Annotated in this window: 16 protein-coding genes; 4 read left to right on the plus strand and 12 right to left on the minus strand. The window is 56.9% G+C overall.

Going from position 1 to position 17,447, the window contains the following annotated elements; genetic code table 11:
• Positions 1-48 precede the first annotated feature (48 nt).
• Positions 49-501 carry a GtrA family protein gene (locus WCS52_14915; GenBank protein MEI6168471.1) on the plus strand — a complete coding sequence of 151 codons (453 nt, stop codon included), beginning with the start codon at positions 49-51 and terminating at the stop codon, positions 499-501.
• Here WCS52_14915 and WCS52_14920 read toward each other — a convergent pair.
• The 5 genes from WCS52_14920 to WCS52_14940 are packed head-to-tail and all read right to left on the minus strand — an operon-like array spanning position 445 to position 7,303.
• Positions 445-1,461: a hypothetical protein gene (locus tag WCS52_14920; GenBank protein ID MEI6168472.1), complete on the minus strand. Its 1,017-nt coding sequence runs from the start codon at positions 1,459-1,461 to the stop codon at positions 445-447. The two genes, WCS52_14915 and WCS52_14920, sit on opposite strands and share 57 nt — an antisense overlap.
• Positions 1,461-3,671, minus strand: a complete 2,211-nt coding sequence (gene rnr / locus WCS52_14925; protein MEI6168473.1) for a ribonuclease R — start codon at positions 3,669-3,671, stop codon at positions 1,461-1,463. The genes WCS52_14920 and rnr overlap by 1 nt, the downstream gene beginning before the upstream one ends.
• A 23-nt stretch (positions 3,672-3,694) precedes the next feature.
• Complete coding sequence (locus WCS52_14930) at positions 3,695-4,657, minus strand: ABC transporter permease (GenBank protein MEI6168474.1); 963 nt, start codon at positions 4,655-4,657, stop codon at positions 3,695-3,697.
• Positions 4,658-4,660: 3 nt separating this feature from the next.
• A complete protein-coding gene (locus WCS52_14935; GenBank protein MEI6168475.1) occupies positions 4,661-5,929 on the minus strand; it encodes an ABC transporter permease in 1,269 nt (422 codons plus the stop codon).
• Between the two features lie 12 nt (positions 5,930-5,941).
• Positions 5,942-7,303, minus strand: a complete 1,362-nt coding sequence (locus tag WCS52_14940) for a sigma-54 dependent transcriptional regulator (GenBank protein MEI6168476.1) — start codon at positions 7,301-7,303, stop codon at positions 5,942-5,944.
• A gap of 133 nt (positions 7,304-7,436) precedes the next feature.
• On the opposite strand from WCS52_14940, the gene WCS52_14945 reads away from it, so the two are divergent.
• The 3 genes from WCS52_14945 (at position 7,437) to WCS52_14955 (ending at position 11,300) form a co-directional block, all read left to right on the plus strand.
• Positions 7,437-7,820: a RidA family protein gene (locus tag WCS52_14945; GenBank protein MEI6168477.1), complete on the plus strand. Its 384-nt coding sequence runs from the start codon at positions 7,437-7,439 to the stop codon at positions 7,818-7,820.
• A gap of 67 nt (positions 7,821-7,887) precedes the next feature.
• Positions 7,888-9,534: a metallophosphoesterase family protein gene (locus tag WCS52_14950; GenBank protein ID MEI6168478.1), complete on the plus strand. Its 1,647-nt coding sequence runs from the start codon at positions 7,888-7,890 to the stop codon at positions 9,532-9,534.
• Positions 9,535-9,773: 239 nt separating this feature from the next.
• Positions 9,774-11,300: a metallophosphoesterase gene (locus tag WCS52_14955; protein MEI6168479.1), complete on the plus strand. Its 1,527-nt coding sequence runs from the start codon at positions 9,774-9,776 to the stop codon at positions 11,298-11,300.
• Here WCS52_14955 and ruvX read toward each other — a convergent pair.
• The 7 genes from ruvX to WCS52_14990 form a co-directional block, all read right to left on the minus strand.
• Positions 11,233-11,682, minus strand: a complete 450-nt coding sequence (ruvX, locus tag WCS52_14960) for a Holliday junction resolvase RuvX (protein ID MEI6168480.1) — start codon at positions 11,680-11,682, stop codon at positions 11,233-11,235. The two genes, WCS52_14955 and ruvX, sit on opposite strands and share 68 nt — an antisense overlap.
• Entirely contained in the window at positions 11,679-12,440 is a 762-nt protein-coding gene (locus WCS52_14965; GenBank protein ID MEI6168481.1) for a type III pantothenate kinase, read from the minus strand. Before WCS52_14965 ends, ruvX begins: the two co-directional genes overlap by 4 nt.
• A gap of 20 nt (positions 12,441-12,460) precedes the next feature.
• Positions 12,461-13,315, minus strand: a complete 855-nt coding sequence (nadC, locus tag WCS52_14970) for a carboxylating nicotinate-nucleotide diphosphorylase (protein MEI6168482.1) — start codon at positions 13,313-13,315, stop codon at positions 12,461-12,463.
• The gene (locus WCS52_14975; protein ID MEI6168483.1) at positions 13,312-14,496 is read right to left on the minus strand and encodes an ABC transporter ATP-binding protein; all 1,185 of its coding nucleotides are present in this window, start codon (positions 14,494-14,496) and stop codon (positions 13,312-13,314) included. Before WCS52_14975 ends, nadC begins: the two co-directional genes overlap by 4 nt.
• Position 14,497: 1 nt before the next feature.
• Entirely contained in the window at positions 14,498-15,283 is a 786-nt protein-coding gene (locus WCS52_14980; protein ID MEI6168484.1) for an ABC transporter permease, read from the minus strand.
• Between the two features lie 65 nt (positions 15,284-15,348).
• Positions 15,349-16,026 carry a hypothetical protein gene (locus WCS52_14985; GenBank protein MEI6168485.1) on the minus strand — a complete coding sequence of 226 codons (678 nt, stop codon included), beginning with the start codon at positions 16,024-16,026 and terminating at the stop codon, positions 15,349-15,351.
• 29 nt (positions 16,027-16,055) lie between these two features.
• Positions 16,056-17,444, minus strand: a complete 1,389-nt coding sequence (locus WCS52_14990; GenBank protein MEI6168486.1) for an aldehyde dehydrogenase family protein — start codon at positions 17,442-17,444, stop codon at positions 16,056-16,058.
• Between the last annotated feature and the right edge of the window lie 3 nt (positions 17,445-17,447).

A 17,447-nucleotide genomic window follows, 5' to 3' on the forward strand; every position in this document is an offset into this window, starting at 1 on the left:
CAAAAAAAATAGGAACAAAAAATCACCAAGCTCGTGTATAGTTTCCCGATGACTTGGCTGGTTCAGATCAAAAAATATGCCACCGTGGGAATTGGCAGTGCCATTACGGATTTATCCATTTATGGCTCACTAGTCCATTTTGCAGGATTCTCCCCGGAAGCCGCCAACCTCATCAGCCGTCCGTGCGGGGGGCTGGTCAGCTTCACTTTTAATAAAATCTGGACATTTGACCGGAGCACGATTTCAGGGACCCACCGTGAGTTCATCCGTTTTGGCATTGTCTGGGTCGCTTCGTACTGCGCATCCATTCTGCTGGTCTGGTTATTTCATCAGTTTTTCATCCGGAACCCGGGCCTGCCGGCGGGCTTGTCGGAGATCGTTCAGCATCTTTCCGGTTATACCCTTAACCTGGAAACCGTGTTGCCAAAGCTTTTCGCGGAAGGCTTAGTGTGTACTGGTATTTTCCTGAGCCACCGGTTTTGGACCTTCAGACAGCACTAACGCTAGATTGGCGACCGGCTCACCCCCCATGTGAATGGCCGTCATCGTGGTCCGAACACTACCAAGGCCCAACTCATAATCCATTACCAGGGGAACAATAGATTCAATCGGGGCCTCCCGCGCCGCCTTGATAAGCCCCTCATCCTTGCACAGGGCTGCCAGCGTCTTGAAGTCCATACTCCAGGCATGAAATTCCCTCGGCTTGACGGAGCTGCCGGGCTCAGCCTCCGGAATAATGCAGGTGGTCTCAAAACGTTGTCGCCCAAAACAGGCCGGACTGCGATCCGGTTTTGTAACGATCCTTAACGCCACCACTTTCCCATCCAGGTTAGCCACGATCCGGCCCTTCCCGGAATCCGCGTCCCCTTCCCCTCGTTGCCGCGCCACAAGGAAATCCATCACCGGCTTAATCCGCTGGCTTAAATCAAACAAGGCTTCCGGATTCGCCAGATTGGTTGAGGTCAACCCTGTCTGCAGGTTGCGGGTGGAATAGGCCATATGTCCTGCCTGCGCATCGTAGACGGAAACAATCAGGGCCTCCTTTTTACGTCCAAGTAGAGGGTGCAGGTACTCGTCGGTATATTTCGCAAATACCAGGGCTTTCATCTCCGGCAAGGTCATAACGGCAATGATCCGGTCGTGAATGGACACGCGATTGCGCTCACCGACCTTCCCGCTATCCGGAGAATTGACCTGCATATCGAGAAACAGGGCGGGTATGCGTTCCCCCGTCACCCGATGACGCCATGTTCCGATCGTCGTGGTCGCCAGGATTTTTCCGACACGGGCGAGTTCCAGATGCAGGAACCGGTAGCCCACATCATACTCCATACATATAGGGGTTTCCATGGGTGTGAAACGGGCGTCAATATCCGCTAACGGCTTCTCTCCGGCCTTCGCCGTGATGGCCAGCAGCCATAGCAGGCCGGCCGTCACCAGTAACATTTTGTTACCCGTCATCACCGACGTCTCCTCCGCCCTCTTGGCTCCCCACTTCGTTCCGGCCGTGCTCCCTTGCCGACCGCCTTTGGCTTTTCTGCCTCAGGCCGGCTCAGGGCAAAATCAATACGCCGTTTATCAAAATCCACTTTTACAGGAATGACCTTGAGGCGAGTTCCCAACTTGTAGAGGTCCTGACCCGCCCTCAGCGCTTTTGCCGCAGGATCAAAGCGCACAAAGGCTTCCGATATGGCCGAGACATGGAGCAGGCCCTGCACGCCCAGGCCGTCCAGCTCAATGAAAAGCCCGAAGTTCATCACCTTGACCACCACGGCCTCGTATACCCGTACATTTCGTTGCTCGATTTGCTGGGCGAGGAACCGGTATTTCTTGATTTCCAGCAATTCGCGTTCTGCCGCCTGAGCCACCTGCTCGGTCTCGGAGCAATGGACCGCAAGCCGTTCCAGTTCCTGGGCGGGATACGGATTGCTCTTTCCCTCCAACATGGCCGCCAAAATGCGGTGTACAATCAAATCGGGATAGCGCCGGATGGGTGAGGTGAAATGGGCATAATACTTCTTTGCCAGGCCGAAATGCCCGCCCTCTTTGGAACTATAGATCGCCCGCTTCATACTGCGGAGCACCGCCATCTGCGCGCTGTTGGCAAGCGGGGTATCCTTGATCCGGGTCAGGAATTCCATCAGGTTGCGCCGGTGCTTCAGTTGACCGGGTTGATACCCCATATCGTGCAGATCAGCCGTCAGCATTTCGATTTTCTCGGCATCAGGCTCTTCGTGGAGCCGGTGAATCAGCTTCATTCCTTTTGCGCTCAATTCCCGATCGACCGCCTCATTCGCCGCCACCATGCATTCCTCGATCATCTGGTGTGAGATATCGTTTTCAACGGGGCGGATATCCTCAATCATTCCGTCCGCACCAATGATCACGGAATTTTCCGGCATCGTGATATCCAGCGCCCACTGGGCCATGCGTCGGGCGCGCAGTTGCATAGCCAGCTCGCACACGTCCAGGATCAGGGGGCGGGCCTCGGCCGGCATCGCCACCTTGCAATGCATGCCGGCGGGCGTCTGGATCACCTGCAACGCCTGCTCATAATTCAGGCGCAAGCGTGAGCGGATCATCGTCCGGGCAAACTTGGCCGCAATCATGCGTCCGGCCTGATCGAAAGTCATAAAGGCGGAAAACGCCAACCGGTCCTGATCCGGCTTCAAACTGCAAAGCCCGTTTGAAAGCTCTTCGGGTAACATGGGGATCACCTTGTCGGGGAGATAGACGCTGTTACCGCGTTCAATGGCTTCCTGGTCAAGCACGTTCCCCTTGGTCACAAAATGACAGACATCGGCAATATGCACCCCCAATACCCGGCGCCCTTCTTCGTCGCGCTCCAGGGAAAGCGCATCATCAAAATCCTTGGCTGTCACGGGATCCACCGTGAAAATGAATTTACTACGCAGATCCAGGCGCTTGCTCGTCTGGGTCAACCGTGCTGCGGAATCGGAGGCCTCCCTCATGACTTCGGCCGGAAATTCCTGCGGTAGATCGTATTGACGCATGACGGCCAGCGTGTCCAGTGACGGATTATCCGCCGGCCCGATAACCTCAATGATCTCGGCCTCGGGATTGACATGCCGGTTTTCCCAGTTTGTGAACTGGATGACGACGCGGTCATTGAGTTGCGCGCCTTGCGCATCCGGCACATAAAAATCCTGCTGGTAAGAGGGATTTAACGGCAGCACATAAAGAAATTTTCCCGTACTTTTGAGTGTTCCCACCACCACGCGTGTCCCGCGCTCGACCACACGGATCACGACGCCCTGTCGCTGCCACTCGGGTGTTCCCGGACGTCGGGGCTCGAGACGGACCACCACTTGATCCCCCGGCAACGCCGTGCTCAGGTTCCCGCGCTCGATCTGTACGGCCAGTTCGCCGTCCAGATTGGTGAGATAGCCCCCACCCGACCGCTTGACTTCCAAGCGACCGGTCACCAGATCCGCGGGTGCCCCTAGGGAATACCGGGTTTTCCGGATGATCACAATTTCGCCGTTAAGGACCATTTTCTGAAGAATATCGACCAGGGCTTTACGCTCTCCGCCGCGGAGGACCAACACGTCGGTCAGCTCGCCCAGCGTCATCGGGGTATAATCCGGTTTCTGGAAGAACTCCAGAATGGCTTCGTGGGTGACTTTTTTCATCGCAGATTTCGGCATCATGTAACAGACTCCCCTTGCTTGGGTTATTTTTCTTTCGATCTTAATCGCGGATCCAAGGCGTCTCGCAGGGCATCCCCGACCAGATTGAAGGCCAGCACAACCAGTAGTATCGCAGCCGAGACCGCCGCCATTTCCCACCACACACCCTGCCAGAGACGCAAACGTGCATTTCCTATCAATATACCCCATGAAGGCTCTCCCTGCACTCCAATTCCGAGAAAGCTCATAAATACCTCGGTTCCGATGGCCGCAGGAAAACGGATGGAGAAGGTAATGATGACAATGTGAAACACATTGGGCAGGATATGCCGGAAGATAATGCGCCAGGAATGATAGCCCAGGGAGCGGGCGGCCAGCACATAAGCCCGGTCGCGGTGCTTCATCACTTCCGCCCGCAACAGCCGGCACAACCCCACCCAGGTCGTCAGGCCAATGCCCAGATAGACTCCCATGATTCCTTTGCCTACCACCATGGAAATGGCGAGAATGAAGAGAAGGCCGGGAATGCTTTCGATGGTGGAATACAGCCACACAATGACATCATCCACCCATGTTCCGAAGTAGCCGCTGACACATCCGAGCACTACCCCGATCGGAATGGCGATCAGGGAGGTTACCACCCCCACCAGAAAAGCGATCCGGGTTCCCTGGATCGTCCGTTGCAGTACGTCCCGCCCCAGATTATCGGTTCCCAAGGGCCGGTACGCCAGTGCCTTGAGTCCGCCCCAGAGTCCGGCAGGCGCCTGCGTGATACCCGGTTTCGCAAAGGGATGCCTGAAAATGCTGGGCGGCAGATACCGCTCGCTCAAGTTAACCAAGGAGTACGAGGGGGTTCGGTCCGCAAGTTGGTAATAGCGGTAGACAATCTCCCCGTAGAGGGCGACCAGGAAAAAGCCGGCAATAATCGCCAGACAGCCCCGGATGAGCCGGCGCCGTCGCAGGTCCCGCCATGTCTCCCGCCATAATGATTGTCCACTCGCGTCCATGACCTACCTCAATTTCACCCTGGGATCGACCAGCGCATAGCATAAATCCGTAACCAGGCTGGCAACCACATAGAGGATGGCCCCTACCAGAACCACCCCCCGCACCACATCCACATCCGAGGAGTTAATCGCGTTGATGCTCAGCCCGCCCAGCCCGGGAATCCCGAAAAAGCTCTCCAGCAACAGGCTGCCTGTATAGAGGAATGGCAGGGCAATCACGGTATTGGTTACAATGGGAATCATCGCATTGGGCAACACATGCTTGAACAGCACACCAGCCGGGCTCAACCCCTTGGCAAAGGCGGTCCGTACATAGTCTTTATAAATCTCGTCCAGAATCACCGTGCGGTAAAACCGGAGATTGGCCCCCAGCCCGCTGAGAATCCCGATCATCACAGGCAACAGCAGGTACCCCCAGGACTCAAACCCCCAGATAGGAAACCAATGCCATTTGTACGCCATGAAAAATTGGCCGAAGATGATCCAGACGAGATAGTTCACGCTCATCAGGGCTACCGCCAGAAAGACGAAAATGCGGTCCGGCCAGCGATTCCGCCAATAGGCGCAGATCAGTGCCAGCCCCACCGAAAACACCAGTCCGCCAAAAAAAATGGGCACGGTCAGCGCGAGCGAGGGAAGCACCCCGCGCTTCAGCATCGTGGTAACTTTCTCATTGGTGGAAAGGGAGGTCCCGAGATCGAGGCGGGCCAGCGTTTTGAAGTAATGTGCCAGCTGGGAGTCCCAGACGTGCGGCATGCGGCGCTCAAGGCTCACCCGCCTGAGTTCCACCGGCCCAGTCTCCACCGATAGCGCCATCGAGCCCGTGGACTCCGGCGAAAACGGAAAGTCTACCCATTGCCAACGGGCGGCCACTTCAACGGGGGGCGTTGATCGAGGCACCCTGTCGGAAAGGAACCGGACCCCGGAGCCGCCGGCCAGGCCTCTCACCTCAACCCGGAGGCGGTATCGCGAATCCAGTCGCAAGGGGAAAAGGAGCCGGACCGGGACATTCGTTCCGGCGATGAGGGTGAGCGGCTCGGCAAATACCCGCTCCGGAAAAGCGCGGGTGGTCGTCCACCAACCAAACAAGACGGGCTTGTTGAAGCCGCGCTGCTCATCAAACTCCTCCAAAGCCTGGGGCGAAACATTTTTCCCGAGTGCCATGGAGCCCGGGCTCCCCCCCACCACATTAAACAACAGAAAGGTAATGAGGATCACCCCCAGCACCATGGGAATCATATATAGAATGCGTCGAATAATATAACGGGTCATAATACCAGCCGTCTAAAACACCAGCTTGTACTCCAGGATCTTCCGCTGAATGGTGCGCGCGGAGATTTGCAACTCATCGGCGGTCAACTGCCGGTTCCCATCGTGGCGACGTAAGGCCTGCGCCAGCGCTTCTTTCTCCATGTCAGCCAACGTCATGCCCGCCGGAAATACCAGCGCTTGCCGGGACGCCGGGCCGGACTCGCTCCGCCCGAGAATCAGGGCCTCTGGAGTCAGCTCGGGGCCTGTGGCCAGGATCACCGATGACTCGATCACGTTTCTCAGCTCCCGGACATTCCCAGGCCAGTTATACGCCTCCAGTTTGGTGTAGGCCGCCGTGGAGATTGACTCTATGTGTCGACCGTGCTCCGCGCAGGCTAACGCCACAAACCGATCGGTCAGCGCGCGGATATCGTCACGCCGCTCCCGCAGGGCCGGCACCCGGAGGGTGACCACCTGAAGGCGGTAAAGCAGATCATGCCGGAACTCCCCGGCTTCAAACAGTTCGTTCAAATCCCGGTTGGAGGCGGCCACCACACGCGCATCCACCTTGACCGGCTCACGCCCGCCCACCCGGAGCACCTCGCGCTCCTCGAGGGCGCGCAAGAGCCTCGCCTGAACGGCCTTAGGCGCAATCCCGATTTCATCAAGGAATAAGGTTCCCCCGCTGGCCCGTTCGAAAGCGCCTTGATGACGCGCCACTGCCCCGGTAAAGGCCCCTTTCTCGTGACCGAACAACTCTGACTCCAACAATGTCTCGGCAAAGGCCCCGCAATTGACGGCCACAAACGGCCCGTCCGCGCGGGGTCCGTCCGTATGCAGTGCCCGCGCCACCAGTTCCTTGCCCGTTCCGCTTTCCCCCAGCACCAGGACCGTGGCATGAGTTCCGGCGACGGCTGAAATCTGTCTCAGGAGCTCCTTCATCACGGGGGCCCCTGCGACCATGGCCCGGCCTGAATAGCGCCCTTGAACTTCGCTGCGCAACCGGGTCACCTGCCCTCTCAGGCGGCTCGTTTCCAGTGCCCGAGCCAGCTTGGCGTGCAGATCATCCAGATCCAGGGGTTTGACCAGATAATCATACGCCCCCTGCTTGAGGGCTTTTACGGCGGTCTCCACCGAACCGAACGCCGTCATGATCAGGACCGGAGTGCCGGGCTTCTGCCGGTGGCACTGTTCCAACACGGCTAAACCGTCAATATCGGGCAGGAAAAGATCGGATAGCACTACATCCGGGGTTTCGCGTAAAAAGGCATCCCCGCCGCCCCGCCCGGTGGTGGCCGTGATGACCTGATACCCCGCCTCGCGAATGGCCTCCTCCACGGAACGTAGCCCATCCGGATCATCTTCAATGACAAGAATTTTAGCGGTGCTGTTCATACAATTAATTCGAAAACGGGGTATGATCCTCATCCGGACGGGGTGTGTCAAGCGAGGTCTGTATCCAACGCCTCCGCGAATGGCTGTATTTATCGGTTGAAGCCGTCATTTTACATGATAGAGTTTTGTACTTATGCAAAAACGGATCATCTCGACAACCAAGGCCCCTGCTCCTGTCGGGCCCTACCAGCAAGCGGTATGTGCCGGCCAACTGGTTTTTACGGCCGGCCAGATTCCCATCGACCCGAAGACCGGGGCGCTTGTCACCGGCTCCATCGAGGCGCAAACCCGGCAGGTTCTTGAAAACCTCAAGGCCATTCTGGAAGCGGCCGGAACGACCTTGGATCACGTGGTCAAAACTACGGTGTTTCTGCACGACATGAATGACTTCCCCAAGATGAATGCCGTTTATGCCGAATATTTCCGGGAAGCGATTGCCCCGGCCCGCTCCACGGTGCAAGTGGCGCGCCTTCCGAAAGATGTGGCCATTGAAATCGAGGCCATCGCCGCACTTTAACGATTCCTGCTCCCGACACCATTTCATCCTAATAAACTGAACAACACAAACCAACAGGGCGGTCATTATGCGTTATGCGATTATTTCAGATCTCCACGCCAATATGCAGGCATGGAAAGTCGTCTACGAAGATATCCAGAATAATAATGTAGACCGTATTATCTGCCTGGGCGATATCGTAGGCTATGGCCCGAATCCGGCACAACTGCTCCGCGAAGTCCGCAATAATGTGGATGCCGTTATCCTGGGCAACCATGATGCTGCCCTGTGCGGGAAGCTGGACGCAACGTTATTCAATGAGGATGCCCAGCGTCTTTTGGAATGGACCCGCAAGCAGGTGAGTGCGGATGACCTGAAGTTCATCTCCTCCCTCCCCCTCACCCTGATTGGCGACGGCTTTCTCTGCGCCCATGGTGAATTTTCAGAGCCGGGGAACTTTGACTATGCTTCGGAAGCGGCAGAGGTCATGCCCTCATGGAAAGCGACGGAAGCCGACCTGCTTTTCGTCGGTCATACCCATGTTCCCTCCATTCACGTCCTGGGCAACAGCGGCATTCCCCGCCTGGTGGAACCCCAGGACTTTACCATCGATCCGGGCAAACGCTATTTCGTCAATGTCGGCTCCGTGGGCCAGTCTCGCGATAACGACCTGCGCTCCTGTTACTGCATCTATGAAACCGAATCACGGGCGATCTACTGGCGCCGCGTCAGATTTGATGTCGAGGCCTATCGGAAGGCGCTCAAGGCCACCGGGCTTAAACTCGATCAAAGCTACTACCTGCCCGAGCCGGTGAAAGGGGCGGCCGAACAAACTTCGGCAAACTGGCAGGTCATGTTCTCCCCGCCGAAATCACCCGCACAGGCGACACGCGATGTCGTCGCCGTCCAGGACCTGAAGACCATTCCTAAACGGAAAAAGAAACTTCCGCTCAGCATGATTTCGCTGGCCCTGTTCGTCGTTTTGATTGTGTTCGTTGCGGTCTGGCGAACCATCCCGCACGTCGACGACATCAATGCAGCCAGTACGAAGCCATTGGCCGCTTCCGACCGGAATAGTCTCTCCCTGCCGGATCGGGCGGTTAAGCCCGGGGACCCGATCGCCGGGTGGGATATTCATATGGAGGATAAAAATAACCAGCAGGTCGGGATTAACCTCGACCCCTTCAAACAGCCGTTCCTGTATTTCAACTCCAAAAAAGCCACCAAGGGAATTGCCCTGTCATCCAGCTGGGTGAGTGTTCAACTGGGCCAAAGCTGGACGTTTGACACCTCGTTGCAGAAGAAAAAGGACTTCAATGGGACCGTCTCTTTGACGCTCATGCTCCAGAAAAGCGGCGGGACGATTGTCTCGAATTTTGTCACCTTGAACATCCCGCCCGCCCAGGCCTCCGGACTCTCGAAAATTCAGGAGCAGTTTATTATTCCTGAGGGAGGCGTGCAGCTGCGTCTGGCCCTGCAGGGAAACTTTTCAGGAAAACTATTAATCCTGAAACCTAAATTATTCACCGCGCAGCCGACAGAGGTCCCGATCAAGGCACCGGCAGAAGCCGTGGAGCCAGTGAGCGCGCCCGTTCCTGCCGTGCCTCAGGAGGCCGCTCCCGCTGCTCCGGTCGCACCTGCTGAGCCCGTCGTCACCGCCGCTCCCGCCGTTGCCGCTGAGCCCGCGACCAAACCGGCCGATCCCGAGGATAAATGGTCGATGAAGGCTAAATAAAGCTGCCGCACCCGGCTGAAGGAGGGGGTATTGTTTTGGCCTATTTTGGCGCTGCGGATGCGACGGAGCGCATCCCTCCATTCGAACACACGCGATACGGCCATGCTTTCAACCCTTATGGAGGGTTTCGCTCTGTCGAAACCTGTGCCAGAAGGGCCAAAGCAATAGACCTTGCCGGCGGAAACATCGCCTGAATAATTTAATTGAGATGATTAGCTATAACGTGCTAGTTATTAGCTATGCGTTATGCCTTTATTTCTGACATCCATGCCAACCTGCCGGCGTGGCGGGCCGTTCATCGCGATATCCGCAGCAACAAAATTGATTATATCCTGTGCCTCGGCGACCTCATCGGCTATGGCCCCTCTCCCGTCGAAGTGCTCAATGAGGCACACGCGCACATCGACGCTTTCGTGCTGGGGAATCATGACGCGGTGGTCAGTGGCAGAATGGATGACACGTCATTTAATCCCCATGCCCGGGATATGATCCGGTGGACGGCCGCCAGGCTCAACCGGAAGGCCTCTGCCTTTTTAGCCTCGTTTCCCCTAACCATCATCGGCAATGGATTCCAGTGTGCCCATGGCGAATTTTCCCGTCCAGCAAGTTTTGATTATGTGCTGAATCCGGAAGAGACGATCCCGTCCTGGCAGGCCGTCGACTCACCACTTCTGTTGGCGGGCCACACACACGAGCCGGCATTTTTCCTCCTCGGGCCAAGCGGTGTGCCTCGCCAGATTGCCCCTCAGGATTTCGAGATCGAGCCGGGCAAACGCTATTTCGTCAATGTCGGCTCAGTGGGCTGTTCGCGGGATGGTGACCCCCGGGCCAGTTACTGTATTTACGACACGGCTGCCCGTGCGGTGTTCTGGCGGCGGGTGCCCTTTGATCTGGATAGTTTCCGGACGACCCTGATTCATTCAGGGCTTGAGCTGGACCGGTGCGCCTTGTTGAAGACCGATCCGCTGGTCCAGACACTTCCGTTGAGGGCCCGTTTGGACTTTACCCCGCCCACAGCCCCGGAAAAATTGGCACGCCCGACTGTCGCGATGCAGGACATTACAACCTTGCGACGATCCATCCGCCAGTGGCAAAGGCTGTTTTTGTCTGCTGCCGTCATTATGGTGCTTTTAATCCTTGCCGCGATCCGGGTCTGGTTCGAGCAAAGAGACTATCGCGCCACTATAGGAGTCTCACCTACCCCACTGGCCGCAACCCATGTTCAGGTAAAAACCAATTTGCTTATTAACCCGCAATCCCCCGTCCCGCCCGGTCGAGCCATTCCCGGATGGCAAATCCAACTTGGAGATTACCGGCTTCAGAAGGCGTCGGTTCTTGCCCTCAAAAAAGAGGGCATTTGTATCCAGCTTGAATCCGGAGCAGCTGAGGCCGGGGTTACCCTTACGGCCCCGCTCATTCACGTCCAACCTGGCCAGAGTTGGAGTATGAGTGGATTATTCGGAAAAGGAGTTTCGTTTGCCGGAACTACTGTCATGGCCGTGACGCTCATACGGCGGGGCAATCAGGGATCAATCACAAATCAAAATTTTGCCGTAAAGGAGCCGCTTCTGGCACGGTCAGATGGGTGGATGAAAGTGCGGCAGTCATTCACGATTCCCGCAGGGGGAGAGACGATTCAGGTGCAGATCCGGGGGGCATTTCGCGGAACCCTCCGGACCAGAAGCCTGTCCCTGGAGCTCAATCATTATCCGGATCATGAACGTAGTTCGCTTCAGCCTTCGTATCCAGATAGCCCTGCAAAATGACTTGTGCAGCCAGTTTATCGCGAACCTCTTTGCGCCGCTCGCGCGAGACATCCGCCTCCAGAAGCATCCGCTCCACCAGGCTGGTGCTTAAGCGCTCATCCGTTGTATCGACCGGTAAACCGCTCGCCGTTCTCAAGAGTTCGACAAATTTTCCGGCTTCCAGCGCCATCGCGCCATTGGTGCCATCCATGTTGATCGGAATGCCCACCACGATTTTAACCACCCCGCGGTCACGGGCAATCCGGCACACGGCGGCGATCGCCTCCTCGACGGAGCGAATGGTTTCGACGGATAGTGGCGTCGCCAGCATGGCCATGGGGTCACTGATCGCAATGCCTACGCGTCGGGTTCCGTAATCCACACCAAGGACCCGGCCCATCATGAGCGGTTTAACTCCCTGAGCAATACCAGTCCGTTCAACGTCAGATCCGGCACAATATCAACAGGGGTATCGAGGCCTTTCAGGGCCAACCCGGCATATCCACCTGTCGCACAGAACTGCACTTTCCGCTCTTTCATCCCGGCCTTCACATGGTTGAGGATCTCCCGGACCATGCCCCGGTAGCCAACCACTACACCGATTCGCATGGCCTCACTCGTGGAGCGTCCGATATTTTTAAACCGGCCATCCAGCCCGATCTCGGGCAGCAAGGCCGTCCGTTCGGCCAGATAATCCGTCATCAAGGGGAGCCCGGGCGCAATCACGCCCCCCACATACCGGCCATCACCCGTGACGATATCAAAGGTCAGGGCCGTTCCGAAGTCGGCCACAATGACGGCAGACCCATAGAGATCCCAGGCGGCCGCGGTATCAGCCAGCCGATCGGCCCCGATGGTTTCAGGTTGGGGATAATCCACCTTGATATTCAAATTAATACTATGCCCGACCAGTAAAGGGGCTTTCCCGCACAGTTTCTGGAGCACCTGCGCCCAGAGCGGGTTGAGACCGGGGACCACCGAACACAAGACCGCATCCCGGACCGTCCGGCCAGTGGCCAATTTGCGCAGGAGCAGCATGATTTTACGCTCTTCACGCCCCTCGCGGGTCGACATTCGGCACTGACGGATGATCCGCCGGCCGCGGGCCAGCCCGATATGGGTGCTGGTATTTCCAATATCAATAACGAAAAAATATTCCATAGGACTCAACCCCATAGCAACTAATCAAGTTCAAGTGATAAATCGGCGGCAGGCGCGGAATGGGTCAGGCCGCCAATAGAAATGGCATCCACGCCCGTGGCCGCAATGGCCGCAACGGTGGCCAGGGAAACTCCACCCGAGGCTTCCAGCTTGCATCGTTTCGCGCAAATCGCGACACAGGCCTTCATCCGGTCCGGGGCCATGTTATCCAGCATGATCCATTCGGGAGAGGCCCGCAATGCGTCACGCAACTCCTCTTCGGACTCCACTTCCACCTCAACGGGAATACCGGGGAATTTAGCCCGCGCCGCCGCGACCGCCCCCTGCAGATTGGTGATGCCGGCCTCCTGCCAGAGACGGCGATGGTTGTCCTTGATCAGCACCATATCGTACAACCCCATCCGGTGATTCGTCCCCCCGCCGCAGGTCACGGCATATTTTTCCAGAACGCGCAACGTGGGCGTCGTCTTGCGGGTGTCCAGAATCCGGGTTCCGAATGGGTTAACAAGATCTACAAATTCCCGGGTGCGCGAGGCGATGCCCGTCATCCGCTGCATGAAGTTGAGCGCCGTCCGTTCCCCTGTAAGAATACCGCGAATGGGGCCCTCAATGGTCATTAAGGCCTGATCCGGCCTGACGGCCATTCCGTCCGCGACCAGACAGCGGCACTGGAGGGCCGGGTCCACGCTGGCAAATACGGCCTGAGCCACCTCCCCTCCGGATACCACATAATTCCCGCGGGCTAGAATCACCGCCTTTCCCCGACTGCTTTCGGGCACGACGGACAGGGTGGTAACATCCCCGCTCCCGATATCTTCCAATAATGCGCGCTGGATCAGATCCTGTACCACAGGGTTTTCGGTAATGGAACTCATCCGATCCTCCACTCGCTGGGCATGTGACAAATCCCTTCAAAACTCTTGTCCGACTCCACCCCGATCGCAAAGGCATTGTCCATCCGGTGATAGTTCACCTTGTGGTCAGCGGAATGAACGGAAAACGATAAAAAGTAGGTGCCGCGGGCCAGATTCAGCTGCGGGATCCTCAACTCGACCTGTCCGGAACCGGACAGCCTGGGGATCGACACCGCCGCAATCTCGGTGTTGCTGCCATGAACCAGCCGCCCGGCCTCGTCGCTGATGCCAAACCCGAATATCGAAGGACCCACAGGCGTTTTTACCTCATACCCCAGCTGAACGGTCAGGGGATGGCCCCACTTGAATTTTGTGGTGGGAAGACCGGTCTCGTCGGAAAAATTGGCACCGGTGATAATGACCTCACGGGTGCCCCATTCCCGACTGCGTTCCGCACTCGCCTGATTGCGCCAGAAGGTTTCATACTGGCCCACGACTTTACCGGGATCGCCATGGCCCAATACGCGGCCATGGTCAAGAAACAGAATCTGATCGCTTACGGATTGAATGGTTCCCAGGTCATGCGAGATGATCAGCATGGTCTTTTTCTGGTCACGGAATTCGGACATCCGCCGCAGACATTTGCGTTGAAAGGAGGCATCTCCGACCGCAAGTACTTCATCCACCAGCAGGATATCCGGATCTACCTCCACCGCCACCGCAAAGCCCAGCCGGACATACATGCCCGAAGAGTAATGCTTTACGGGTTGGTCGATAAACGTGCCGATATCCGCAAAGCTGACGATGGCGTCAAACCGTCGGATCATTTGTTCCCGGGTCAACCCCATGATGGCACCGGCCAGAAATACATTCTCCCGCCCGGTCAGATCGGGATGGAAGCCGGCGCCCAATTCCAGTAAGGAAGAAATCACACCGGTGGTCTTGATTTTGCCTTCAGTGGGCGTCATGGTTCCTGCCAGAACCGACAGCAGTGTGCTTTTGCCCGCCCCATTGGCACCGATCAAGCCGAGCGTGGAGCCACGCTCAACGCTGAAACTGATATCCTTGAGCGCCCACAAGTCACGCTCACTTCCAGGGGCATGGATCATATCCATGACCATGGATTTCAAGGTGCGGCCGCCGGAACTCCTCAACCGGAATCGCTTCCCTACTCCTTCAACCTGTATGGCAATATCACTCATGTTACAGTTCGTCCGCAAATCCGGGTTGAAGTTTCTGAAAGACCAGAATGCCGGCTATGAAAACTACGACGGTCATGCCCGCCGAAAGGGCGATCAGGGAGATGTCCGGCAGAGGACGTCCCAGCAAGGCGGTCCGGTAAAGCGCCAGAATTCCGGCCATGGGATTCAAAAAGTACAATTGGCCCAGTATGGGATGTTTCTCGATAATGGTGGCAATCATCGAGATGTCATAGACCACCGGTGTCAGAAAAAACCACGCCATGGTGAAAATCCCAGTCAGATGCTGGACATCCCGGAAGAACACATTCAAGGCACTCAGCGCCAGGCTCACCCCCGTACACAATGCCAGATGAACCACCAATGCCAGAGGAAGCCACAGGATCCCCCCGAAGTGTGGGCCAACCCAGATCAAATAGACCAGCATCACCCCCAGTGAAAGCAGGAAGTTCACGAAATTGGCCAGGACAATGGAAAGAGGCAATAAGACCCGGGGAAAACAGGCTTTTTTGACCAGATTCGCATTACCGATAATGGCGAATGAGGAATCCCCGAGGCACATGGCGAGGTACTGCCAGACAAAAATGCCTGATACCAGCACGGTCATGGGCATATTGAATTTCATGATGATGTTCATGAAAACGCCGTAGATGGCAATCAGGAAAACCGGGCCCAACAGGGTCCAAAGGAATCCGAGGGCCGATTCCTTATAGCGGATCTTGACGTTCCGGACCACCAGCATGGATAGCAGTTCACGGCGCGCAAATATATCTTTAACCAATGAAATCATCGGGGCGGGATTGTATGCGGTGTCGCCACTGAAAACAACTCAGAATCCTGTCTTCAGGATGAGCCTCAGGGTTGGCGCGCCAACACTCCGGCAAAGAAATCGACCGTCTCCTCGCGCGACCGTCCGAGTTCATGCGCTTTATCGGCTTCAACGACAAGTTTCCAGGCCGCCCCCGCACAGTGATTCACGGCGAAAATGCCGCGAATACTGTGAATCCGGAACTCCTCATCCTTGCCCCCGATGAAGAAAATTCCAGGCACGGCGCGTGTGGCCGGGGGCGCCAGATGAGTGAAGTAAAAGCCACCCTTATTGACGACGAATGCCAATACCCGCCCGGGCTTCCAGCAGGCAAACTCGTAATTGAATTGCCCCCCGGCAGACATCCCCCAGAGCAGGAGGGGTGCAGCCCCCGCTTCAGGATGACCGGCTGCCTTCGCCAGACCTTCAACGGCATCCAGCAGTGCCTGGCCACTTCCATTTCCCGCAAGGGCGTACTCCTCAATCGCCATGTTTTCATGCGGATGATCCTTGAACCAGCACCCGACCAGCGCAAGGTCGTGGCCCCGGGCAAATTCCTGCCAAAAGGGATCGGCTACATCGGGTCGTCCGTCCCCATTGCTTCCCGGAACCAGAACCAGAACCCCCTTCAGCACCTGGCTCGATGAGGGGTGCCACCAGCGAAACATGGCGACCGCGAAATTGATGCCGGCAGATATCTCAAGGTCTAAAGTGGTTGGATCCATAGTCACATGCTCCCGCGTTGTTTGCGTCATCAACTTTTTCCCAGCATGGCCCAACAGCTCTTGAAGATTTCATTTTCATCGGGGATGACCGCGGGAATCGGTTTTGATACCCAGGTGTTATTGAGGAAATGCTTCCACACAATATTATCACTGGTGATATTGCCACCCCAGGTTCCGCACCCCAGGGTCATGGTGAAGGGCATCCCGTTGTCATAGTTGCCGCTATTGGCATAACACTGCGGCTGATTGACCATCATCCGGCTCACATGACACTTGGTGGCGAGTTCCATGATATGGGCTTGATTCAGACTGTGAATGCCGCAGGAATGGCCATAGCCGCAGGCCCGGGTCAAACGTTCCACATAGTCCACCGCCTCCGCAAAAGCATCGTAGCGCCAGAGCGTCACCACGGGGGATAGCTTCTCTCCCGCAAACAAGTCTTTAACCAGCGGTTCCTCGCCTACCACCATCAAAAAACGGGTGGAGTCCGGTACCTGCAGGGACGCCATTTGTGCGATCGTGCGGGCCGGTCTGGCCACAATCAGGGAATTCAATTTATGGGAATCAGGCCAGAGGGTCGCCTGCAAACGGACCTTGTCTTCAGCCGTACAAAGGTATCCGCCTTCCGCCTGCAACGCCTTGATCAACTCATTCCAGATGCTCTTCTGGATAATCAGGGAATTCTCACTCGAACAGGAGGTGGCGTTATCAAACGTCTTGCTGAGGAATACCTTTCTGGCCACATCCGGAATCACAGCGGTCTCATCCACCACCACGCAGGCATTCCCCGCCCCTACTCCATACGCCGGGGTTCCGCTTGAATAGGCGGCCTTGACAATCGCATCCGCCCCTGTAGCCACCACCAGATCCGCGGCTGACATCAACTCCCGCACGGCTTCCCGCGACGGCTCAGGCAGCCCCTGTACCAGATCGACGGGCGCCCCTGCCTTACGAAGGCCTTTTCGCATCAGTTCCACGACCAGACCGGTCGTCTCGCGGGCCCGGGGATGAGCCCCGAAAATGACCGCATTGCGGGTCTTCAGGATCGCCAGCCCGTTTCCGGCCGGGGTGGACGTCGGATTGGTTACAGGCATAATCGCAGCCACCACGCCAACCGGTTTGGCGATCTTAATTAGTCCGCGTGCCTCGTCAGTCTCAATCACGCCAACCGTCTGGACCCCATGCAGATCGCGCAACACACCAAGGGTCTTCTTGCGGTGTTTCAGCAACTTGTCCTCATAGACCCCCATGCCGGTCTCACGGATCGCCAATTCGGCGCATCGGATGGCGTTTTCCTCTTTATAGAGTTCCCACCCCACAGCGGCCACCATCAGATCGACCTGCTCCTGCGGCCAATACTCGATGATCTGTTGCGCCAGCCGGGCGCGCTCGACAAGCTCTTTGACTGAATCGCTCATGCG

The sequence above is a fragment of the bacterium genome (genome assembly GCA_037128595.1).
Classification (GTDB): domain Bacteria; phylum Verrucomicrobiota; class Kiritimatiellia; order CAIKKV01; family CAITUY01; genus JAABPW01.